This window comes from Streptomyces sp. NPDC107498, assembly GCF_055582805.1.
Map to the genome: position 1 here is coordinate 304034 of NZ_JBVJPE010000003.1, position 21243 is coordinate 325276.

Annotated in this window: 20 protein-coding genes; 8 read left to right on the top strand and 12 right to left on the bottom strand. The window is 74.6% G+C overall.

Annotated elements, in window-relative coordinates; genetic code table 11:
• Positions 1–38: 38 nt before the first annotated feature.
• The 6 genes from ACZ66Z_RS07065 to ACZ66Z_RS07090 form a co-directional block, all read right to left on the bottom strand.
• Positions 39–785, bottom strand: a complete 747-nt coding sequence (locus ACZ66Z_RS07065; protein ID WP_469932966.1) for a spherulation-specific family 4 protein — start codon at positions 783–785, stop codon at positions 39–41.
• Positions 773–1744 (bottom strand): NAD-dependent epimerase/dehydratase family protein, encoded by a 972-nt coding sequence (locus ACZ66Z_RS07070; RefSeq protein ID WP_123455293.1) that lies wholly within the window; start codon positions 1742–1744, stop codon positions 773–775. Before ACZ66Z_RS07070 ends, ACZ66Z_RS07065 begins: the two co-directional genes overlap by 13 nt.
• Positions 1745–1946: 202 nt before the next feature.
• Positions 1947–3515 (bottom strand): hypothetical protein, encoded by a 1569-nt coding sequence (locus tag ACZ66Z_RS07075; RefSeq protein ID WP_469932967.1) that lies wholly within the window; start codon positions 3513–3515, stop codon positions 1947–1949.
• Between the two features lie 13 nt (positions 3516–3528).
• Positions 3529–5166: a glycosyltransferase gene (locus ACZ66Z_RS07080; protein WP_469932968.1), complete on the bottom strand. Its 1638-nt coding sequence runs from the start codon at positions 5164–5166 to the stop codon at positions 3529–3531.
• A 684-nt stretch (positions 5167–5850) separates the two neighbouring features.
• Positions 5851–6921 carry a DUF3152 domain-containing protein gene (locus ACZ66Z_RS07085; RefSeq protein ID WP_469932969.1) on the bottom strand — a complete coding sequence of 357 codons (1071 nt, stop codon included), beginning with the start codon at positions 6919–6921 and terminating at the stop codon, positions 5851–5853.
• Positions 6922–7331: 410 nt separating this feature from the next.
• Complete coding sequence (locus ACZ66Z_RS07090) at positions 7332–8297, bottom strand: alpha/beta fold hydrolase (RefSeq protein ID WP_469932970.1); 966 nt, start codon at positions 8295–8297, stop codon at positions 7332–7334.
• Between the two features lie 138 nt (positions 8298–8435).
• On the opposite strand from ACZ66Z_RS07090, the gene ACZ66Z_RS07095 reads away from it, so the two are divergent.
• From ACZ66Z_RS07095 to ACZ66Z_RS07110, 4 genes are all read left to right on the top strand, one after another.
• Positions 8436–8651, top strand: coding sequence for a hypothetical protein (locus tag ACZ66Z_RS07095; protein ID WP_469932971.1), 216 nt, complete (start codon positions 8436–8438; stop codon positions 8649–8651).
• A 164-nt stretch (positions 8652–8815) separates the two neighbouring features.
• A complete protein-coding gene (locus ACZ66Z_RS07100) occupies positions 8816–9475 on the top strand; it encodes a TetR/AcrR family transcriptional regulator (RefSeq protein ID WP_469932972.1) in 660 nt (219 codons plus the stop codon).
• Positions 9476–9629: 154 nt separating this feature from the next.
• Entirely contained in the window at positions 9630–9857 is a 228-nt protein-coding gene (locus tag ACZ66Z_RS07105; RefSeq protein WP_073809026.1) for a DUF3107 domain-containing protein, read from the top strand.
• Between the two features lie 175 nt (positions 9858–10032).
• A complete protein-coding gene (locus ACZ66Z_RS07110) occupies positions 10033–10302 on the top strand; it encodes a hypothetical protein (protein WP_469932973.1) in 270 nt (89 codons plus the stop codon).
• 119 nt (positions 10303–10421) lie between these two features.
• On the opposite strand, the gene ACZ66Z_RS07115 is transcribed toward ACZ66Z_RS07110, so the two are convergent.
• Positions 10422–11144 carry a ferritin-like fold-containing protein gene (locus tag ACZ66Z_RS07115; RefSeq protein WP_469932974.1) on the bottom strand — a complete coding sequence of 241 codons (723 nt, stop codon included), beginning with the start codon at positions 11142–11144 and terminating at the stop codon, positions 10422–10424.
• Between the two features lie 486 nt (positions 11145–11630).
• On the opposite strand from ACZ66Z_RS07115, the gene ACZ66Z_RS07120 reads away from it, so the two are divergent.
• Positions 11631–14219, top strand: coding sequence for a DEAD/DEAH box helicase (locus ACZ66Z_RS07120; RefSeq protein ID WP_469932975.1), 2589 nt, complete (start codon positions 11631–11633; stop codon positions 14217–14219).
• Between the two features lie 213 nt (positions 14220–14432).
• On the top strand, positions 14433–15320 hold the full coding sequence (locus ACZ66Z_RS07125) for an alpha/beta fold hydrolase (protein ID WP_469932976.1): 888 nt from the start codon (positions 14433–14435) through the stop codon (positions 15318–15320).
• Here the strand turns inward: ACZ66Z_RS07125 and ACZ66Z_RS07130 are convergent.
• The gene (locus ACZ66Z_RS07130) at positions 15304–16245 is read right to left on the bottom strand and encodes an NYN domain-containing protein (protein ID WP_469932977.1); all 942 of its coding nucleotides are present in this window, start codon (positions 16243–16245) and stop codon (positions 15304–15306) included. The genes ACZ66Z_RS07125 and ACZ66Z_RS07130 overlap by 17 nt on opposite strands.
• Before the next feature lie 175 nt (positions 16246–16420).
• Between ACZ66Z_RS07130 and ACZ66Z_RS07135 the strand changes: the two genes are divergently transcribed.
• A complete protein-coding gene (locus ACZ66Z_RS07135) occupies positions 16421–16573 on the top strand; it encodes a hypothetical protein (protein ID WP_190154918.1) in 153 nt (50 codons plus the stop codon).
• 99 nt (positions 16574–16672) lie between these two features.
• Here the strand turns inward: ACZ66Z_RS07135 and ACZ66Z_RS07140 are convergent, their stop codons facing one another.
• The 3 genes from ACZ66Z_RS07140 to ACZ66Z_RS07150 form a co-directional block, all read right to left on the bottom strand.
• Complete coding sequence (locus tag ACZ66Z_RS07140) at positions 16673–17278, bottom strand: MarC family protein (protein ID WP_190154919.1); 606 nt, start codon at positions 17276–17278, stop codon at positions 16673–16675.
• 298 nt (positions 17279–17576) lie between these two features.
• Positions 17577–18440, bottom strand: a complete 864-nt coding sequence (locus ACZ66Z_RS07145) for a PHP domain-containing protein (protein WP_469932978.1) — start codon at positions 18438–18440, stop codon at positions 17577–17579.
• Positions 18441–18561: 121 nt separating this feature from the next.
• Entirely contained in the window at positions 18562–19200 is a 639-nt protein-coding gene (locus ACZ66Z_RS07150; RefSeq protein WP_469932979.1) for a DUF6758 family protein, read from the bottom strand.
• Positions 19201–19378: 178 nt separating this feature from the next.
• Here ACZ66Z_RS07150 and ACZ66Z_RS07155 point away from each other — a divergent pair, with 178 nt between their 5' ends.
• Entirely contained in the window at positions 19379–20605 is a 1227-nt protein-coding gene (locus ACZ66Z_RS07155) for an MFS transporter (RefSeq protein ID WP_469932980.1), read from the top strand.
• A gap of 9 nt (positions 20606–20614) precedes the next feature.
• On the opposite strand, the gene ACZ66Z_RS07160 is transcribed toward ACZ66Z_RS07155, so the two are convergent.
• On the bottom strand, positions 20615–21199 hold the full coding sequence (locus ACZ66Z_RS07160; protein WP_469932981.1) for a suppressor of fused domain protein: 585 nt from the start codon (positions 21197–21199) through the stop codon (positions 20615–20617).
• Between the last annotated feature and the right edge of the window lie 44 nt (positions 21200–21243).

Consider the following 21243-nt stretch of genomic DNA (forward strand, 5'->3'; position numbering starts at 1 on the left):
GTACGGTTGTTCTCCCCGTAACACTGCCACGCCCCTTCTCATTCCGAGACACCCGTTCCGATCCGCGAGACGATTTCGTCCCAGTAGCCGGGCAGCGATTGGAATGGGGCGGTTTGTCCCGGCCGCCCCGCGCGGTCCGTGAAGAAGATCGTTCCCGCCCCCTGCCAGCGGGCGATCCGCAGGGCTTCGTCCAGGTGGGTGCGCGGAATCCCGTGGACGAGGTGGACGAACTTGGCCTCCGTGTACTCGGCGGTCCACTCCGCCACCTGCGACCAGCGGTAGTCCACCCAGGAGCCGGCGAAGGTCACCAACTGGTCGGCGGCCTCGGCGTACCCCGGGTGGGGATGGGTGCCGTGGCCGAGGACGAGGTGGGCCTCGCCGCCGAGCACGGCCTCCAGGGCCGCGGTGAGCCGTCGCGTCCCGGCCAGGTCCGCCCGGTCGGCGGGGGCCCGGTCCAGGTAGAAGCCGCCGGTCCCGTACCAGTCGAGGAAGCGGTGGGCGTCCGCGACGAGCTCCCCGAAGGGCCGGGAGCCGTGCGCCAGGTCCAGGTGCCCGAGCACCTTCACCCCGGCGTTCCGCAGCTTCCCGGCCGCCTCCAGGCAGTGCGGGTCGGGGCGGGTCCCGGGGCCCTCCGCCACGTTGAGCACCGCCCAGTGCAGCGGGGTCCCGGGGCGGGTCAACTCGGCCCACTCGACGGGGGCGAGCAGCGGATGGGCGTAGCCGGGGACCCCGAAGCCGAGCGCCTGGACGGCCCCGGTGGCCGTGGGCGTCGTCAGATGCGACACGCCGCCTCCATCCAGATGTCGGCGAGGGACTCCTCCAGATTGATCCGGGGCCGCCAGCCGAGCCGGTCGCGAGCGGTGCGGACGTCGGCCTGCTGCCAGGGCCCGCAGCCGTCGGGGTACGGGTACGGGGCGGAGGCCAGCTGGTCGGCGATGGTCCCCTCGGTGCGGGGAGCGCCGATCATCGGGCGCTGCGGGACGCCGTGCGGGGCGTCCAGCTCGTGCAGGTTGCCGGAGTAGCCGGCGACCCGGGCGAGGACGGCGGCGGCGTCCCGGAGCTTGACGGCGCGGCCGGTGCCGATGTTGACGACGCCCTGGGCGGCGGAGAGGGAGGCGGCGTGGACGGCCCGCGCCACGTCCCGCACGTCGACGAAGTCCCGCTGCACGCCGAGGCCGCTGAGCTTGAGCTCGCCGTCCCCGGCCTGCATGGCGCGGCGCATCGCCTCGGCGAGGCGGCCGAGCGGGGAGCCGGCGGGCGTGCCGGGGCCGACCGGGGAGAAGACCCTCAGGACGACGGCGTCGAGCCCGGAGCCGAGGACGAGTTCCGTCGCGGCGAGCTTGGACACGCCGTACGGGCCGCCGGGGCGCGGGATCGCGTCCTCGGCCGTGGAGGAGCCGGGCTGGCTCGGCCCGTACTCCGAGGCGCAGCCGACCTGGACGAGCCGTGCCCCGCAGCCGCTGCGGCGCAGGGCCTCGCAGACGGTGGCGACGGCGACGGTGTTGTGCCGGGTCAGCTCGCGGGCGCCGCCCCGGGTGGCCCCGGCGCAGTTGACGACGACCCCGGGGTGGACGGCGTCCAGGAAGCGGGTGAGCGCGCCGGGGCTGCCGGAGGCGAGGTCGAAGCGCACGTCGGCGTCGTCGCCCCGGCCGAGCGCGGTGAGGTGGACGGCCGGGTCGGCGAGCAGCCGGTCGGCGACGAAGCGGCCGATGAAGCCGTTGGCTCCGAGCAGTAGCACCCTCATCGCGCGGCCCCTTCGTGCCGACCGGCGGGTCCTTGGGTTCGAGGGGTCATGGTCTTCGGTCTCCTTGCGGGGTGAGGGGAGAGGTGGTGGGGACGCGCCCGCGGCGTCGGCTCCGCGGGTGCGAAAAGGTTCTCGGCGGGAGGTTCGTCGGGGTGGGGGTCGCTGTGGCTGCCGAGCCCGCGGCGGTGTTCACGGCTGGTTCTCACCGGGTGGCGTGGGCCGAGGCCCGGGCGAGGGCGCCGGTCGCGTGGGCCAGCAGGCCGAGCGCGGCGGCGCCGCAGACGAGGGTGGGCACGGCCCCGGGGCCCCAGGCCCCGACGAGGGTGCGCACCGGGGCGGCGAGCGCGTCGAGGCCGGGGAGGGGGAGGCGGGCGGCGAGGACGCTCGCGAGGGCGAGGGCCTCGCCGGCGCAGGCCGCGGCGAGGACGGCGGCGGCCGTCTCGGGGTGGCCGTGGACGGTGTGGAGCCGGGCGAGCAGCAGGAGCGCCCCGAGGGCGAGGGCTCCGGAGCTGAAGCCGGTGAGGACGAGCAGGCCGGTGAGGGCGAGGAGTTGGAGGGTCACGGTGCCGAGGAGCAGCGGCCGGGCGGCGGCGGCGAAGTCGGCGAGGCCGCGGCTGTCGGCGATCCGGCGGCGGGCCCGGCTCGCGAAGAGGTGGGCGCCCCAGGCGGCGGGGGCGACGGCGAGGGCGAGGCCCAGGAGGGGGGCGGGGGCGATCTCCCAGGGCCCGTCGGGGCCGCCGGTGAGGACCTGGTCCAGGAAGCCGTCCCCGCCGACCGCGTACGCCAGGAGCCAGAGGGTCCAGAGCCGGGCGGCGGGGACGGTCCCCCCGTCCGGGGCGCGGAAGGGGCCCTGTCGGACGGCGAGCAGCAGCGCCCCGCCGAGGGCGAGGGCTCCGGCGGCCCCGACGGCGAGCCGCACGGGACCGTGGCCGAGGGCGAGTCCGAGCCCGGTGAGCCCGGCGACCCCGCCGGGGGCGAGGGCGGCGAGCGCCCAGGGCGCGTGCGCCCGCTCCGGTTCCGCGGCGGGCGCGGGCTTCTCCTGGCTCCGGGGCACGCGCGCGTACAGCTCCTCGGCGAGCGAGAACACGTCCCGGTGCCGGAACCGTGCGGCGGTCCGGTCGGTGAACCCCTGCGCTTCGAGGCCCGCGGCGATCTCCAGCGGGTCGACGGCCCGTTCGCAGAGCTCCCGGTGGCGGTGCATGAGCACCTTCACGGGATCGGCCTGTCCGCGACGGCTCCGGGGGCGGACGACGGCCTCCGCGCCGGCACCCGGGGGCACGGGCGCGGGACGGTGCGCGACGTCGCCCGCGCCGGCCGCGACGCGGCCCCCGGCCCGGGCCGGGCCGGGGCGCTCGGGCGGGTCGACCGGGTCGGCGTGCTCGGTCGGCCCGGCCGGGTCGGTCGGCTCCAGGGGCCGGCGGGGGGCTTTCGGGGCCGGGAGGGGGGTCTTCGAGGCGGTCGGAGCCGACGGGGGCGCGTCCTCCCGGGGCGCGTCCTCCGCAGCCGCGTCCTCCGGGGCGGCCTCCCGCGGCTCCTCCGGTGCCGGCTCCGGGGCCCCCGGCGCGCCCCAGGACGTGCCGGGGGACGGGGGCGTCGCGGGGGCCGTCCCCGGGGCCGGGGCTATCCCGGAGGGGGCGGCGTCGACGGGGTCCTCGGGGGCGGGGGCGCGCAGGTCGAGGGTGCCGGCCGCGGTGAGGGCGGGGGTGCCGAGGAGCGCCTCGGAGCGGGCGTCCCAGGCTCCGGGGCTCGTCGGGGCGGCGGAGCCGCGCATGGGGGTGCCTCCTTCAGGCATCGGGGGCTCCCGTCCCCGCGGTCACGGTCTTGTGCACCCAACTGCCGGGCACGTGGGCCTCGGCCGGGTGGGCGAAGGGGACTCCGTCCCCGGGGCGGTGGCGCACCGGCGCGTGGGAGAGGAGTTCGAGGTAGATGCCGCGGAACGCGGTGAGGTTCTGCTCGACGGTGAAGAGTTCGAGCGCGCGGGCGCGGGCGGCGGCGCCGAGCCGGTGGCGGCGCTCGGGGTCGCGGAGCAGCGCGAGGCAGGCGTCGGCGAGCGCCCGGGGGTTGCGCGGGGGGACGACGAGTCCGGTGCCGCCGATGATCTCGACGACGGCGCCGACGTCGGTGGAGACGGTGGCCCGTGCGCAGAACATCGCTTCGACGAGGCTGGCGGGGAAGCCCTCGGCGAGGCTGGACAGGACGACGAGCGCGCCCGAGGCGTACGTGTCCTCCAGGGTGGGCGCCTCCGGCCCGCCGAGCTCCTCGAAGGTGACGGGGTTCTCGCCGACGGCGTGCGCCCCGGGGGCCTCGTCGGGGAAGAGCTGGGCGGCGAGCCCCTTGCAGTACGTGAGGTAGGAGCCGCCGCACGGTTCGCGTTCGGGCACGGCGACGATCCGCAGCCGGGCGTCGGACTGGCGGGCCCGGATCTCGGCGAAGGCGTGGAGGAGGCCGACGAGGTCCTTGGCGGGTTCGACGCGGCCGACCCAGACGAGGGTGGCGGGGTCGCCGCTCTCCTCGTCCTCGCCGACCTCGGCGAAGCGCTCGGCGGCCATGCCGGGGTGGACGGTGCGGATGCGGGCCCGGTCGGCGCCGCACTTCTCCTGCCAGCGGCGGGCGTGGGCGTTGCCGGGGGTGAGGAGGGCGGCCTGCCGGTAGATCTCGCCTGCGAGCCGGCCGTGGAGGGCGGCGAGCAGGGCGCACAGGGGGGCGGAGCGGTCGGCGCCGGCCGCGGAGAGGTAGTGGGCGCGCAGCGGCACGCCGTACTCGGTGACGAGCAGGGGGGTTCCGAAGAAGCGTTTGGCCAGCAGGCCGGGAAGGGCGGTGGTGCCTCCGGCGGCGGAGTGGCAGAGGTCGGCGGCGCCGAGCGCGTCCTCCTCGTACCAGTCGAGGGAGAGGGGACGCAGGGTCCGCTCCAGCTGCTCGGCGAAGGCGAGGTGGTCGGGGAGTCCGGCGGCGGCCGCGCCCCGGCGTGCGCCGGGCGCGCGGCAGGCGGCCTCCAGGGCGCGGACGGCGTCGTCGGAACGGAGCGCCCCGGGCAGTCCGCCGCGCTCGCGGGCGAGTTCGGCGAGGGCGTAGAGCCCTTCGGCGAAGGGGGCCCCGCCGTCCTCGGCGCAGAGGCCGGTGGCGAGCCGGTGGTAGGCCTCGGTGAAGCGGCGCCGCTCGTGGCGTCCGTAGGCCCGGCGGGCGGCGCGCGGCTCGCAGAGGCTCCGCGTTCCGGGGGCGGCCGGGGCTCCGGCGGGGCCGTCGAGGTCGGCGGTGCGGGCGACGCGGGCGTTCGGCGGCAGGGGCCGCGGGGTGCCGGCGGGGCCGAGGGCGTAGAGGTCGAACCGGTGCTGTCCGAGCCCGCGTACGAGCCGTTCGCACCAGTGTCCGGACTCACCGGTGGCGTACGGGTAGCCACCCTCCGTGAACAGTCCGATCCGCACGCGTGCACCCCCGATCTCCCTTGACGGCGGTCACCGTCGGCCCGGTGACTCGCAGCGGGAAGAACGTAAGCGGAGACAACGGTGACGCGACGGACGGTTGTCCGTCGCACCACCGGAAGGGGTGAATGCACGTAACTTTCCCACCCCGGTCGCGTTCTGTCGCGGTAAGCGGCGGAACGCTCACGGAGCGTCAGACGGCGGCCGGCCCCCGGCGCCGTTCCCGCGCTCCGCCGCGAGGACCGGGTCGAGGGGAACGGCGATGGCGTCGGAAGGCGGGACGGCACCGACGGCGGCCGCTGCCGCGCCGCGCGGGACGACGGACGAATGACGCGTCGGAAAAAGATCTCTCGGGGTGGACCGCGGAGAGGGAAAAGGGAATTCCGCAGGCGCGGAGAAAGGGCCTGGAAAAAAGGGGGACGACGCCTTCGGGAACGAAGAACCCGGGCGTGGCGGGAAAAACGAAAACGGAAGATCGCCCGGGCCGCGTCGGCCACGGAGAATGTCGGCGACCGCGTGTCCGGCCGCGCCGAAGAGCGCCGGCTCCGGGGCGGCGCCGTCGGGAACGACGCGGCGGTGCGACATGCCGGGGAGCGCGGACGGACGCCTGGGCGACGTCGACGCGCATGCACATCGTCCCGGGACCGCCGTCTCGGGACGCGGACGCTCCTCGACGGGGGCCGAGCGTCAACTCGCCGGATGCACCCAGGGGTTGGGGCGGCACTTGATTCCGTCGATGTCCAGGGACTTCGTCTGCTGCTGCATCACGGGAGCGAGGGCGCCCGGCGTGCGGCAGCTGACGTGCCCGTGCCCGAGACGGTGTCCGACCTCGTGGTTGATGAGCATCTGGCGATAGGCGCGCATCGCCTTCGGACCGAAGGTCACCGACCCCCTCGCCCAGCGGTACGCGTTGATCATCACGCGCTGGGTCGAGGCCGAGTCGCAGGAGACGTTGTCGACGGTGGTGTCGAGGCCGGACTTCGCGCACCAGGCACCGGTGGTCCCCGGGCTGGCCAGGGTGATCACGAACTCCGGATCGCCGCTGGAAATCCGCTCGAAGGCCATCTCGCCCCGACCGGCCCAGCTGCGCTCGTCGTTGAGGGTCTTCTGCACCGCGTCGGCGAAGAGGTCCGGATCGAGGCCGATCCCCTTCTCGACGTCGACCCGGTAGCGGACCAGCCGCCCCTTGCCGGGCGCCCTCGCCAGCCCCGGCACGGTCTCGAACTCCCCCGAGCCCTTCAGCTTCGGGTCGATCGGGAACTGTCGGGTCAGCAACTGCTCGTACGTCGGCGGGATGACGACGGGGACCGGCTTCGCCGGGACGGCCCGCTCGTCGGAGCGGGAGGCGGAGGTGTCGTCCGAGGGCCGTCCGGCCGGTTTCCCGGCGGCGCGGGTGGCGGCCGAGGACTCGTCCCGGCCCGTGACCTGCCCGGCGACGACGACGGCGAGGACGGTGGCGACGGCGGCGGCCGCGATCCCGGTGAAGGTGCGGCCGAGCCCGCCCCGGGAGGCCGGGGCCTCCGGCTCCGGGCTCTCGTCGGGGCTCTCCCGGCGCGGCGCGGGGACGAACGGCGCCTCGGCACCGGCCCGTTCGGGCGCGGTGGTCCGGGCGGCGCCGCGGGGGCCGTAGGACCCTGGGCGCGGGGCGGAGGTCTCCTCGTGCTGCGGATGACCGCCCCGTACGGACGCCCCGTGGACGGGGACACCGCGCGCCGGGGTGCCGGAGGCGGGGCCGCTGGAGGCCCCGCCGGCGCGCACGGGGGTCCCGTGGGCGGGCGTGGCGTGCCGTGGCGCCCCGTACCCGGACGCACCGCGCTCCGGAGCGCCTTGCGCCGGAGCCCCGGTCTGCGGAGCCCCGACCCGGGGAGTGCCGTGCGCGGGGGTCCCGTGACGCGGGGCCCCCTGGGTCGGAGCACCGTACCGGGGGGTCCCCTGCGCCGGAGTCCCGTACGTCGGCGCGCCCTGGGCCGGGGACCCGTACCCCTGCGGGCCGGTGGTGTCCCGGCCGCCGTCGGTCGCGGTCGCGGCCCTGCGGCGGCGGCCCGTCCCGGGCGACGACCCCGCCGGGGACGCCTCGGGTCCCGGTCCCGTCCCGGCCCCCGCCTGTCGGCCGGTGTCGGCCACCGAGGGCGCGGAGCCCTTGCGACTGTGTCGTCCCACGCCCCGGATCAGCTCCCGCCGTCATCGGCGATCAGGTCCCGGACGGCCTGGGCGACCGCCTCCGGGTACTCCATCATCGCCACGTGTCCCGCCTCGGGGAGGGTCAGCAGGCGCGAGCCGCGGAAGGCGGCGGCCGCCTTCCGGGCCATCCGGTACGAGACGAGCCGGTCGCGCCTGCCGTAGACGAGCAGCGTCGGGGCGAGGACCCGCTCGGCCTGCCGCCACAGCCCGTGCTGCCCGCCCAGGGTGTACGCGTCGACGATGCCGCGAGAGGAGCGTGCCATGACGTCCCAGAAGTACGGAAGCTCCAGGCGCCGCTCCATCTCCTCGACGGCGTGCCGGAGGCCCTCGTCGGTGACCAGGCCGGGGTCCCCGTAACAGAGCGCGAGGACGCCCTTGACCCGCTGCTCGGCCGTCCAGCCCTTGGTGAGCTTCGCGAAGAACGGGGCGACGCCGGGCACCGCGAGCAGCGCGGTGGGCCAGGCGGTGCGCTGGGCGCGCAGCTCGGGTAGGGCCGGGGAGATCAGGGTGAGGGTGCGGACCAGGTCGGGCCGGACGGCGGCGACGCGGGTGGCGACGGCGCCGCCCAGCGAGTTGCCGAGGAGGTGGACCGGTCCGCGCCCGCCGACGTCGAGGAGCCGGATGACCGCGCGCGCGTGCCCGGTGACCGAGTAGTTGCCGTCGTCGGGCGGCGCGGAGTCGCCGAAGCCGGGCAGGTCGACCGCCTCGCCGTCGACGTCGTCCGCGAGCAGCGGCATGAGGGCGGACCAGTTCTGCGAGGAGCCGCCGAGGCCGTGGACGTACAGCGCGGGCGGCAGACCGGGCCGGTTCCCCGGCCGGGCGCGCACGGTGAGAGTGAGTCCGGGCAGCGAGACGGAGCGGAGCTCCTCGCCGTCGGCGACCCGTACGGTGCGGTTCCGCGACGCGGGCGGTGCGGCGACGGTCCGGGTTTCCGGCAGCTCGGTCGAGGACATGGCCGCAATATTACGAGACGATCACGCGCCGACGCGTGTGGGTGGGGTCACAGGTGCGTGTGCGGCCGGGCGCGTTCACTCCTAGGCTCGGAGAGAGGGCCATCGGGAGCGCCGCGACCCGTACCCGGAAGGAAGCGCATGACTGTCGATCCGACCGAGCCGGACACCTTCACCGAGGAAGAGGACGTCGTGCTGGACCAGGAGATCCCGGAGGCCGACGCTGCCGAGCAGCACACCGAACTGCAGCAGCGCGAGGACGAGGAGCCCACTCATCTGGAGCGCGACTCGGCGAACGAGGCCGACGCGTCCGAACAGGCCCGCGTCGTCAACCTCGACGAGGACGACTACCGCTGAGCGCACGACTCCCGCCGATTTATTCGGTTTATTCTTGAATCGACTGTCGACCCGGGCGTCCGGTCCGTGAAATTCTGCGTTCGCACCGCGCACAGCCGGGTTACCCAAAAGTACGATGGCGGCGCGGCGCGACAGCGCACATGGATCGATTTTTGGGAGGCCGCGTGAGCGCCATCGAGCAGACAGAGGCAGCACGCCCTCGGGGCACGCGCCTGCCGCGACGTGCCCGACGGAACCAGCTGCTCGGCGCGGCCCAGGAGGTCTTCGTCGCCCAGGGGTACCACTCCGCCGCGATGGACGACATCGCCGAGCGGGCCGGCGTCAGCAAGCCGGTGCTGTACCAGCACTTCCCCGGGAAGCTGGAGCTCTACCTCGCCCTCCTCGACCAGCACTGCGAGGCCCTCCTGCTGGCCGTGCGCACGGCGCTGGCCTCCACCACGGACAACAAGCTCCGGGTCGCGGCGACGATGGACGCGTACTTCGCGTACGTGGAGGACGAGGGCGGCGCGTTCCGGCTCGTCTTCGAGTCCGACCTGACGAACGAGCCGGCCGTACGCGAGCGCGTGGACCGGGTCAGCCTGCAGTGCGCGGAGGCCATCTCCGACGTGATCGCCGAGGACACCGGCCTGTCGAAGGACGAGTCGATGCTGCTCGCCGTCGGTCTCGGCGGGGTCTCCCAGGTCGTGGCCCGCTACTGGCTGTCCAGCGAGTCGGCCATCCCCCGCGACAAGGCGGTCGGGCTGCTCACCTCGCTCGCCTGGCGCGGCATCGCGGGCTTCCCGCTGCACCCGGCGGACGGCCAGCTGAGCGCCGAGGGCCACTGAGCCCTCCCGCGCGCCGCGTTCCGGGTTTCATTCCCGGGGGCTGTTCGCTCCTGGCGTGCGGCGGCTGACCCGTGCGGGTCCCCTCACCGGGCTAATGTGTGCAGCGTACGGCGCGGGTATTCGCGCAACGCTGACCGTTCGGAGGGACATAGCCGTGGAGGTCAAGATCGGCGTGCAGCACGCGCCCCGGGAGATCGTTCTGGAGAGCGGGCAGTCCGCCGAGGAGGTCGAGCGCGCGGTGGCCGACGCGCTGGCCGGCAAGGCGCAGCTGCTCAGCCTCTCGGACGAGAAGGGCCGCAAGGTCCTCGTTCCCGCCGAGAAGATCGCGTACGTGGAGCTCGGCGAGCCCACCGTGCGTCGTGTGGGCTTCGGCGCGCTCTGAGCCCCGGATCCGACGGGAAGGGCCCGGTGGACCTCTTCGGTCCACCGGGCCCTTCGTGTGTCCGTACTCCCGTACTCCCACGTCAGGGGGTACGGAAGGATTGCGTTTCGGACGCCTGGGGTAGGACGCCTGTGACCGCACCACCCGCCCCGCACCCCCCGCGAGGTGATCCTCCGTGCTCCTGGAAGCCCTCGGCTCCGCCCTGCTCGGTCTCGCCCTGGCCTGGGTCGCCGCACAGCGGCTGCCCGATCGTCTCCCCGTCCGCGCGATCGTCCTCGTCACCGGGACGCTCGGCGGCGCCTTCGGCGCACTCGTGACCCACGGGGCGCTCGGTCCCGGTCACTTCCTCGCCACCCTGATCGGCGCCGTGGCCGTGGCGGCGGTGCTGCTGTCGCTGCTGATCCGCCCGGCCTCACGCAGAATGCGCCGATCAGCCACCGTCTGAGCCGATCGGTCACCGTCCGAGCCGATCGGTCACCGTCCGGGGCGATCGGCTCGGACGCCGTCCGGGGCGATCCGGCCGCCGCCCGCGCCGATCGGCGCCGTCCGGCCGGCGCGGACGCCTCAGGCCGCCAGACCCAGCGCGGCCATGCGCTTGGTGTGCGCCTCGGTGATCCGGGAGAACATCCGGCCGACCTCCGCGAGGTCGAAGCCGTCCGCCACACCGCCGACCAGCATCGTCGAGAGCGCGTCGCGCTCGGCGACCACGCGCTGGGCCTGGGAGAGCGCCTCGCCCATCAGCCGGCGCGCCCAGAGCGCCAGCCGACCGCCGACGCGCGGGTCGGCGTCGATCGCCGCGCGGACCTTCTCCACCGCGAAGTTGCCGTGGCCGGTGTCGTCGAGCACCGCGAGGACGAGGGCGCGCGTGTCGGAGTCGAGGCGGGCCGCGACCTCCCGGTAGAAGTCGCTGGCGATCGAGTCGCCCACGTACGCCTTGACCAGGCCCTCCAGCCAGTCCGAGGGCGCGGTCAGGCGGTGGAACTCGTCGAGCGCCTTCGCGAAGGGCTCCATGGCCGAGGTCGGCTCGGCGTCGACGGCGGCGAGGCGGTCCCGCAGTCGCTCGAAGTGCTGGAACTCGGCCGAGGCCATCTTCGCCAGCTCCGCCTTGTCCGCGAGGGTCGGCGCCAGCTTGGCGTCCTCGGCGAGCCGCTCGAAGGCCGCGAGCTCCCCGTAGGCGAGGGCGCCGAGGAGGTCGATCACGGCGGCGCGGTACTGCGGCTCGGCGGAAGCCTCCGCCCAGTCCTTGGCGGCGATCCCGGTGGGCGTGGCGTTGTCAGGCGTCTCCATGAAGCGCACAATAGCCCGCCCGCGGGGCCCGGGAAGGCGCTGGTCAGTCAGTGTGACCGTGCCCTCATCGCGATTTCTCCCGACACACATGCGCGATTCCGGGGTACAGTGGTAAGGCGCCTGCTGAGTATGCGGACATGCTTTCGCACGTTCGGACGTAATCGGTGGGCCGACTCATGAATGAGGATGCCCGGTCGGTGGCCCGATCGGCTCCGGCCCGACAGCCCTTCCGGCGGACCCGCGGAAGGGTCACCCTCAGCGGTACGACGCTCGAGCGACGGCAGTGGTCCCGTGCCACCCGGCGGTGATCTCCCTCGATCCCCCCGGAAGATCCCGGCACGGTACGACCCCCTTCGTTCGCCTCGCACCGCGTCTCACAGAAGAGGCAGCACCCTGACTACGACTTTCCGTGAACTCGGAATCCTCCCCGAAACGGCCGAGGCCCTGGAGGCCGTCGGCATCGTCACCCCCTTCCCCATCCAGGAGATGACCCTCCCGGTCGCCCTCACCGGCACCGACGTCATCGGCCAGGCGAAGACCGGCACGGGCAAGACCCTCGGTTTCGGCCTCCCCATCCTGGAGCGCGTCACCGTCCCCACGGACGTCGAGGCCGGCCGGGCCGAGCCCGAGCAGCTGACCGACGCCCCGCAGGCGCTCGTCGTCGTCCCCACCCGCGAGCTGTGCCAGCAGGTCACCAACGACCTGCTCACCGCCGGCAAGGTGCGCAACGTCCGCGTGCTCGCCATCTACGGCGGCCGGGCGTACGAGCCGCAGGTCGAGGCGCTGCAGAAGGGCGTCGACGTCGTCGTCGGCACCCCCGGCCGTCTGCTCGACCTCGCCGGCCAGCGCAAGCTCGACCTCTCGCACGTGAAGGTCCTCGTCCTCGACGAGGCCGACGAGATGCTCGACCTGGGCTTCCTGCCCGACGTCGAGAAGATCATGAACATGCTTCCGGCGAAGCGCCAGACGATGCTGTTCTCGGCGACCATGCCGGGCGCCGTCATCGGTCTGGCCCGTCGCTACATGTCGCAGCCGACGCACATCCGCGCCACCTCGCCCGACGGCGAGGGCGTGACCGTCGCCAACATCAAGCAGCACGTCTACCGCGCGCACAACATGGACAAGCCGGAGATGGTCTCCCGCATCCTGCAGGCCAACGGCCGCGGGCTCGCGATGATCTTCTGCCGCACCAAGCGCACCGCGGCCGACATCGCCGAGCAGCTGGAGCGCCGCGGCTTCGCCTCCGGCGCCGTCCACGGCGACCTCGGCCAGGGCGCCCGCGAGCAGGCGCTGCGCGCCTTCCGCAACGGCAAGGTCGACGTGCTCGTCTGCACCGACGTCGCCGCGCGCGGCATCGACGTCGAGGGCGTCACCCACGTCATCAACTACCAGTCCCCCGAGGACGAGAAGACCTTCCTCCACCGCGTGGGCCGCACCGGCCGCGCGGGGGCCAAGGGCACGGCCGTGACGCTGGTCGACTGGGACGACATCCCGCGCTGGCAGCTGATCAACAAGGCGCTCGGACTGGACTTCCACGACCCGGTCGAGACGTACTCCAGCTCCCCGCACCTCTTCGAGGAGCTGGACATCCCGGCGGGCACCAAGGGCATCCTGCCCCGCGCCGAGCGGACCCGTGCGGGTCTGGGCGCGGAGGAGCTGGAGGACCTGGGCGAGCCCGGCGGTCGCCGCGGCCGCGGTCCGAAGCCCGCCGAGCGGACCGAGGAGGCTCCGGCCCGTACGCGCACCCCGCGCCAGCGTCGCCGCACCCGCAACGGCAGTGACCTCGGTGACGCCCCGGCGCCGACGACGGTTCCGGCCGTCGAGTCCCCGGCGGACGAGGCCCCCGCCGAGGCCGGGCCGCGCACCCCGCGCCGCCGCCGTCGCACCCGTGTCGGCACGGGCTCCGTGCCGGTCGCGGGCCAGACGGTCACGACGGCTCCGGTCGCCGAGACGAAGGCCGCCGAGACCCCGGCCGCCCCCGAGGCCCCAGCCGCCCCCGAGGCGAAGGTCGCCGAGGCGAAGGCCGCCGAGACCCCGGCCGCCCCCGAGACGAAGGCCGTCGAGACGAAGGCCGTCGAGACGAAGGCCGTCGAGGCGCCGGCCGCCGAGGCGCCGAAGGCCCCCCGTCGCCGCGCCCGTGCCGCCCGTCCGGAGGCCGCTCCGGTCGACCGGGCCCCCGTGGCCGCGGAGCCGGCGCCGCGCCGCCGCCGCGCCCGGATGGCGCGTCCGGTCGAGGAGACCGTGTCGTTCCAGACGCCCGAGACCGCCGCGGTCGCCCTGATGGCCCAGCGGTCCACCGAGGCCCCGGCCGTCGAGGTCGCTCCGGTCGCCGTCGCGGAGCCGAAGACCCAGGAGCCGAAGGCCGAGGAGCCGAAGAAGGCCCCCCGCCGCCGCACGGCCAGGAAGGCCGTCGCGGAGCCGGTGGCCGAGCCCGTCGTCGAGGCCGCGGCCGAGGCCCCGGTCGTCGAGGCGTCGGTCGTCGAGACCCTGGTCGTCGAGGTTCCCGGGCCGCGTCGCCGCCGTACCGCCCGTCGGCCGGCCGGTTCGCCGGTGACCGCCGAGGCGCCGGTGGCCGAGGTCCCGGCCGCCGAGCCCGTCGCCGCTCCGGTCGCGGAGGAGTCCGCGCCGCGTCGGCGTCGTGCGGCCCGTCGGCCCGCCGGGTCCCCGACCTCCGGGGCGCCCGCGGAGGTCATCGTCGTCGCTTCGGTGACCGCTCCGGTCGCCGTCGCCGAGCCCGTCGTGGCGGAGGCCCCGAAGGAGGAGGCCCCGAAGAAGGCCGCCCCCCGCCGCCGCACCACGAAGAAGGCCGCGGCCGAGCCGGTCGTCGCCGAGGCCGTCGAGGCGGCACCGGCCGAGGAGGCCCCCAAGGCTCCCCGTCGCCGCACGGCCAAGAAGGCGGTCGTGGCCGAGGCTCCCGAGGCCTCCGCGCCGAAGACCGAGCCGAAGGCCCCGGCCCGCCGTCGCACGACCAAGAAGGCGGCGGTCGCCGAGGAGACGGTGTCCGAGGAGGCCCCGAAGAAGGCCGCCCCGCGCCGCCGCACCACGAAGAAGGCGGCGGCCCAGCCCGAGGGCTGATCCGCACCGCCGGTCCCGAGCGGCCCGTCCCCCACCGGGGGGACGGGCCGCTCGGCCGTCCGGCACCCTCCGTCGTGCGGGCACACGCCCGGAGGGGAGCGGACAGGGCCCCGATCCGGCACGGCACGGGCGCGGCGGACGGAGGCCCGGCCCCGCCCCGGCACGGGCGCAGCCCGCTCGGCCGTCCCCCGTCCTCCCCGTTACAGTCCAGACATGAGCAAGCCCCGTTCCCTCGTCCTGCCGCCCCGCACCCGTGCCCGTCGGCTGGAGACCGCCCGGGGGTGGTTCGCCGCGCTCGATGCGGAGCCGGTGGGCGAGCGGCGGGGCACGGTGCTGCTGCTGCCCGGGTACACCGGCAGCAAGGAGGACTTCCTCGCGCTGCTGGGCCCGCTGAGCGAGGCCGGGTACCGGGCGGTGGCCGTGGACGGGCGCGGCCAGAACGAGACGCCGGGGCCCCGGGGCCGGGCCGCCTACCGTCGCAAGGCGCTCGCGCTCGACGCGGTGGCGCAGGCGGCGGCGCTCGGGGACGGTCCCGTGCACCTGGTCGGCCACTCCTTCGGGGGGCTGGTGGCCCGCGCGGCGGTCGCCCTCGCGCCGGGCGCCTTCCGTTCGCTCACCCTGCTCTCCTCGGGCCCCGGCCGGGTGGCCCGACCGCAGCGGATCCGGGTGCGGGTGCTGCGCGCCGCGCTCGCGGTGCTGTCGAAGGAGCGGGTGTGGCAGGCCATGTGCTGGCTGGACAGCCGGGGCGACGAGCCGGCCACGGGGGACACGCCGGAGCTCGCGGGCTTCCTGCGGCGGCGCTGGATGCGTACCCGCATCGCCCAGCTCTCGGGCGCCGGGCGGCTGCTGCTGGACCGCCGGGACGGTGCGGAGGAGCTGGCCGCGCTGCGCGTGCCGCTGCACTTCGCGTACGGGGCGGACGAGATGGTCTGGGCCCCGGCGGACCTCTCGGCGGCGGCCGCCCGCACCGGGGCGCACCACACGGTGGTGGCGGGCGCCGGTCACTCCCCCAACGTGTCGCACCCCCAGGAGCTGACGGACCGCCTCGCCGGCTTCTGGGAGCGGACGAGCAGTCCGGCCGGGGTCAGTACTGCGCCTTGAGGTGCTGCCAGAAGCCGTCGCGCAGTGAGCGCCGGAGCGCGGCGTGGCCGCGCAGGGAGCGGCTGAGCAGGCGCTCCGCCTCGACGAGGAGGTCCTGGTCGACCGGTCCGGGCAGATAGGGCGCGGCCGGCAGGAGTTCGGCGAGGCGGTCCCGGCCGCGTTCGGCGAGCCAGGCCGCGGCGATCTGGGCGCCGACGAAGCGCACCTCCTCGCGGGAGGGCGGCGGCTCGTCCTCGTTCTCGTACGTGGTGACGGGGCGGCGCGTGACGTACGGGCGGCAGAAGTCCAGCTCGAAGGTGCGCTGGCTGTCGACCTCCCAGAGCAGCGCCTCGGCCTGGTTGCGGCCCTCGGCGGCCTCGATGCCCCAGAGGTGGACGCGGGCGCCGTAGCCCTGGGCGGCCTCGACGGCCGAGACGAGGTCCTCGTCGCCGCCGACGAGGGCGGCGTCGCTGATGGCGCGGTGGCGGGCGAGGGACTCCAGGTCGGTGCGGATGAGGGAGTCGACGCCCTTCTGCTGGTTGCTGGCGTTGAGGTTGCCGAGGCGGACCTTGACGTCGGGAAGTCCGGCGATGGCCTGCTGCTCGGGGGTGTGGATGCGGCGGCGGGCGCCGTCGTACCAGTAGACGCGCAGGAGCCGGCTGTCCGCGAAGATCGTGCGGGCCTTGTCGATGAGGGCCTCGATGAGGCCCTCGGCGTCGAGGTCGAAGGAGCGCCGGTCCTCGGTGCCCGCCACGAGCAACCCGGCCGCAGCATGGACGTAACCCGCGTCGACGAAGATGGCGTGGGTGGAAGGGGTCTTGGCCACCTCGGCCAGCATCCGCTGCAGGAGCTCGTTGGTGCGCTCCAGGCGGGCGTCCAGCGCGCGCAGGCGGGTGTCGGTGTCGGTCGTGGCCCCGGTCGGCCGGGGGGTGTCTGCGTCGTTCATACGGGGCTCATTGTCCGCTGCTCCGGGACCGGCCGCCACACCCTCCTACCCATGGGTAGTTAGCCATCCGAAAATTTTCCTTAGCGTAAGGAATGTTTGCAGGGTGCACGTCGTTGGACCCGTGTGTAACGCAGTTCTCCACCAGGAGGATCAACTCAGACGAAGGGAGAAGCCCGTGCGCTTCGAAATCCTGCGACTCGACGACATCGACGGCACGCCCGTCGACCGGACCGTCGTGGACGCCGCCTCCGTCAATCGGATCGTGCAGCAGGCCGCCTCGGTGGGCCAGCGCATCTGGATCCGCCCCGCCGAGACCTCGGCCTCGTAACAGGTCGGGTCCATCCCACGCACCGCGCCCCCGCACGGACTTCGCAAGAGCGGAATCCGTACGGGGGCGCAGTGGCGTCCGGGGCTCCCGGGCGCCGGCTCAGGCGTTCTGGATCACCTGGGTGACGCCGTTGATGATCTGCTGCACCGCGATGGCGGAGAGCATCATGCCGGCGAGGCGGGTCACCAGGACGACGCCGCCGTCCTTGATGACGCGGATGATCAGCAGCGAGTACCGCATGGTCAGCCAGAGCACGACGTGCATGGCGGCGATGGCGGTCCACACGGAGACCTGTGAGGCCACGCCGTCGGCGTTCTGCACGGCGAGGATGACCGAGACGATCGCGCCCGGCCCGGCGAGCAGCGGCATGCCGAGCGGGACGAGGGCGACGTTGACGTCCTTGGTCTGCTTGGGCTCGTCGGTCTTGCCGGTGAGCAGGTCGAGCGCGATGAGCAGCAGCAGGAGACCGCCCGCGATCATCAGCGCGGGGACGGAGACGTGCAGGTAGTCCAGGATCTGCTGGCCCAGCAGGCCGAAGACGGTGATGACGCCGAAGGCGACGGCGACGGCCTGCCAGGCCATCCGGCGCTGCACCTTGGCCGCACGGCCGGAGGTGAGGGCGAGGAAGATCGGGGTGATCCCGGGGGGATCCATGATGACGAAGAGGGTGAGGAACAGCGAGCCGAAGACGGCGACGTCGAACACGGTGGGGTGCCTTGCGGGAGAGGTGGAACGGTGGGGTGTGCCCGTACGGGGCGGAACGGGGGATTCCGGTGTCAGGGCAGGGGGGATGCCACCCCGCGCACGGCACGGAGCCGTCCGGGGGCGGACCAGGAAGGAAGGTGGCCCGGGGCGGAGCGTCGGGGCGCGCGCCGGCGAACCGGACGGGGCGCGGGACGGACCGGCCGGGAGCGGACCCCCGGCCGGCCGCGCGAGCGGACGCCGGGCGGAACGGCTCCCGGACGGGGCCGGGGACGCGTGGCCCCGGCCCGCCGGAGCGGCCTCAGGCGGTGGGTCCCCCGGCGCCCGGGACCGGGAAGGCGCCCGCGGCGCGGCGGGTGATCTCGCCGTAGATCTCGGGATCGGTGGTGTACTCGCCGAGGCGGCAGGTCTTGCGGCTGCCGTGGTAGTCGCTGGAGCCCGTGGTCAGCAGGCCGAGCTCCTTCGCGAGTCCGCGCAGCCGGGCCCGCGTCGCCTCGTCGTGGTCCATGTGGTCGACCTCGATGCCGTCGAGCCCGGCCTCGGCGAGCCGGGCCACCGAGGCCTCCGGCAGCACCTGGCCGCGCTTGACGGCGAGCGGGTGCGCGAAGACGGTGACGCCACCGGCCGCCTTGACGAGGCGGATCGCGTCGATCGGGTCCAGCTCGTGCTTCCCGACGTACGCCCGGCCGCCGTCGGCGAGCCACTCGGGCGTGAACGCGCCGGACACGTCCGGCACGACCCCGAGCTCGACGAGCGCCTCCGCGACGTGCGGGCGGCCCACGGAGCCGTCGCCGGCGATCCGGGCGACCTGCTCCCAGGTGACGGGGACGCCGAGCTCCTGGAGCTTGGCGACCATGCCGCGGGCACGCGGCACCCGGTCGTCGCGGACGAGTTCGCGCTCGGCGAGGAGCGCCGGTTCCTCGGGGTCGAAGAGGTACGCGAGCATGTGCAGTCCGATGCCGTCCATCCGGCAGGACAGCTCGGCACCGGTGACGAGGGTCAGCCCCTCGGGCAGGGCCGCGATCGCCTCGGCGTGGCCCCGGGTGGTGTCGTGGTCCGTGAGCGCGACGACGTCGAGACCGGCCGCGGCGGCGTTCCGGACGAGCTCCGCCGGGGAGTCCGTACCGTCGGAGGCCGTGGAGTGGGTGTGCAGATCGATGCGCACGACGCGGTACTCCAGGGACTCGGCACGGACGAGGGACGCTCCAGCATAACGGGCGAATCGAACACGTCCGTACGGAACGTCACCTGCCGGACCGTCGGATCCGGGCCGCGGAGGGCACCCCTCAGCCGAGCAGCCTCGGGGTGAGCGCGCCGCAGGGCAGCAGGTCGACCTCGGCCCCCGCGTCGCGCAGGTCGGTGAGGACCAGCTCGTCGTACATCAGGAGGCCGGACTGCTCGGGCCAGACGATCGCCCACAGCCACAGGCCGCGCGCCTCGCCCGCGAAGACCGCGCGGTCCTGCGGGGCGCCGGTGACGTGCCAGAGGGGGGTGGGGCGTCCGGCGGCGAGCACCTTCGCCTGGGGCGGCTTGTCGATGGCCATGCCGGAGCCGGGGTCGAGGCCGTCGATGCCGGCGTACCGCGCGCCGAGCCCGACGCCGAGCTCCTCGGCGATCAGGAGCAGCTCGCCGATCCCGCCGAGCGGGCCGGGCCCGGAGCAGGCGACGGCCGTCGCGCGTCCGCCGCTGCGGTCGTCCCCGGCGTACGCGACTCCGGTGAAGAGCCAGCCGACGGGCAGGGGCCACGGCATCCACACCGGGACGTGGGACCTGTGCACCACGACCCCGAGGCTCTCGACGCTGGGCGGGATCACGGGCTGGAGCGGATGCACCGAGCCGTGCACGTCGCACTGCCAGGAGTCGGCGAAGAGACCGGGCGCCCTGACCCGGCCACCGCACTTCGGACAACTGGGTTCGCCCCTCATAGGGCTCAACGGTCCTAGCTCTTCCGCCCCGCGTCAAGAACGGCTGCGAACGATCACCCGTCCGGCCCGAGCCCTTCCCCCGCGGGACCTCCGCCGAGATAGATGTAGCTTGCATTCATTAGCTCGTCTAACTTATTCTGTGTATATCGCAAGCATTTCGACGCGGAGGAGCGACGGCATGGAGAGAGCGGTCAACGAACGCGGCGGCGGCATCCTGCGCCAGCCCCCGGCCGTCTGGGCCACCGCGGGCGCCTCGGTGGTGGCCTTCATGGGCATCGGCCTCGTCGACCCGATCCTGCCCTCGATCGCCCAGGGCCTGCGCGCGACCCCCAGCCAGGTGTCGCTGCTCTTCACCTCGTACTTCCTCATCACGGCCGTCGCGATGCTGGTGACCGGCTTCGTCTCCAGCCGCATCGGCGGCCGGAAGACGCTGCTCGCCGGCCTCGCCCTCGTCGTCGTCTTCGCCGCCCTCGCCGGCACCTCCGACACGGTCGGCCAGCTGGTCGGATTCCGGGCCGGCTGGGGCCTGGGCAACGCGCTCTTCGTCTCGACCTCGCTCGCCGTCATCGTCGGCGCGGCGGCCGGAGGGAGCGCGACCGCGATCCTGCTGTACGAGTCCGCGCTCGGCCTCGGCATGGCCTGCGGGCCGCTGCTCGGCGCCGTCCTCGGCGACGCGAGCTGGCGCTACCCCTTCTTCGGCACGGCCGCGCTGATGGCGATCGGCTTCCTCTGCATCACGGTCTTCCTGAAGGAGCAGCCGAAGCCGGCCCGGAAGACCTCGCTGCTCGACCCGATCCGGGCGCTCGGCCACGGCGGCCTGGCCTCGGCCGCGGCGGCCGCGTTCTTCTACAACTACGCCTTCTTCACGGTGCTCGCCTTCACCCCGTTCGTGCTGGACATGACGCCGTACAAGTCCGGCGCGGTGTTCTTCGCCTGGGGCGTGCTGCTCGCCGTCTTCTCGGTGCTCGTCGCACCCCGCCTCCAGCGGCGCCTCGGCCCGCTCACGGTGCTCGGCGGCTCCCTGGTGCTGCTCGCGGCGGACGTGGTGGTGCTCGGCTACGGGAGCCACACCACCGCGATCGTCTGCACGGTCCTGTCGGGCGCGTTCATCGGCGTCAACAACACCGTCTTCACCGAGCTGGCGCTCGGGGTCTCGGAGGCCCCGCGCCCGGTGGCGAGCGCCGGCTACAACTTCGTCCGCTGGTTCGCCGCGGCGGCCGCCCCGTACCTCGCCCCGAAGATCGAGGAGTGGAGCGACGTCCGCACGCCCTTCCTGGTGGCCGGTGCGGCCGCCGTCCTCGGCGCCGTGATCGTCCGGGTCCGCCGCGCCTCCCTCACCGGCAAGGCGGAGGAACTCGCCACGGGGCACGCCGCGGAGGACGGCGTCGGCGTCTTCGCGAACTAGCGGTCGCGTTCAGTCCAGGTCCACGGACCTGCGCAGCGGATCGCGCAGGTCCGTCCCGCGTGCGAGCCAGCGCTCCTCCAGGGCCTGCGCCCCGTGCACCCGCTTCCACGCCGCCTCGTTCGGCGTCATCGGCAGCAACGGCAGGAAACGGACGGGGTCCAAGGGCGCGTCGAGCTCCAGGTCCTCCACCAGTCCCCCCGACTCGGCGACGAGCACCGAGCTGAAGGGGGCGCCGGGCCAGAGCGGATCGCCGACGTCGAGCGAGGCGCCCGGGGCCACGACCACGCCCTCGACCTGCGGGGTGGCGGCGAGGACCGCGAGCGGGCGCAGCACCTTGTCGGTGTCGGCGAGCCCGCCCCGCACCGTCAGGACCAGCTCCGCGCGCGGGCCCTTCACCGGGTCGGCGAGCGCGGAGGTCGGATCGGCCATCGGCTGCGCGGACATCCCGAGGGTCGCGTACCGCACGAGGTCGCCGTCGACGAAGCGCAGCACCTCGATCCGGTCCGTGCCGAGGAAGGTCACCGCGGCCCGCGCGTCCGGTTCGCCGAGGGCGGTCCGCAGCCGGGCCTCGACCAGTGCAAGAACTTCTCCCATGTGGGGAGCATAGATCGCGTATGGAACGGGCAAAGTAAGGGATT

Excerpts from the sequence above, each read along its gene's own strand:
- ACZ66Z_RS07150 (WP_469932979.1), bottom strand. The coding sequence starts at position 19,200 with ATGAGGGGCGAACCCAGTTGTCCGAAGTGCGGTGGCCGGGTCAGGGCG.
- ACZ66Z_RS07090 (WP_469932970.1), bottom strand. The coding sequence starts at position 8,297 with ATGTCCTCGACCGAGCTGCCGGAAACCCGGACCGTCGCCGCACCGCCC.
- ACZ66Z_RS07125 (WP_469932976.1), top strand. The coding sequence starts at position 14,433 with ATGAGCAAGCCCCGTTCCCTCGTCCTGCCGCCCCGCACCCGTGCCCGT.
- ACZ66Z_RS07075 (WP_469932967.1), bottom strand. The coding sequence starts at position 3,515 with ATGCGCGGCTCCGCCGCCCCGACGAGCCCCGGAGCCTGGGACGCCCGC.
- ACZ66Z_RS07160 (WP_469932981.1), bottom strand. The coding sequence starts at position 21,199 with ATGGGAGAAGTTCTTGCACTGGTCGAGGCCCGGCTGCGGACCGCCCTC.
- ACZ66Z_RS07120 (WP_469932975.1), top strand. The coding sequence starts at position 11,631 with ATGACCCTCCCGGTCGCCCTCACCGGCACCGACGTCATCGGCCAGGCG.
- ACZ66Z_RS07115 (WP_469932974.1), bottom strand. The coding sequence starts at position 11,144 with ATGGAGACGCCTGACAACGCCACGCCCACCGGGATCGCCGCCAAGGAC.
- ACZ66Z_RS07130 (WP_469932977.1), bottom strand. The coding sequence starts at position 16,245 with ATGAACGACGCAGACACCCCCCGGCCGACCGGGGCCACGACCGACACC.
- ACZ66Z_RS07095 (WP_469932971.1), top strand. The coding sequence starts at position 8,436 with ATGACTGTCGATCCGACCGAGCCGGACACCTTCACCGAGGAAGAGGAC.
- ACZ66Z_RS07070 (WP_123455293.1), bottom strand. The coding sequence starts at position 1,744 with ATGAGGGTGCTACTGCTCGGAGCCAACGGCTTCATCGGCCGCTTCGTC.
- ACZ66Z_RS07155 (WP_469932980.1), top strand. The coding sequence starts at position 19,379 with ATGGAGAGAGCGGTCAACGAACGCGGCGGCGGCATCCTGCGCCAGCCC.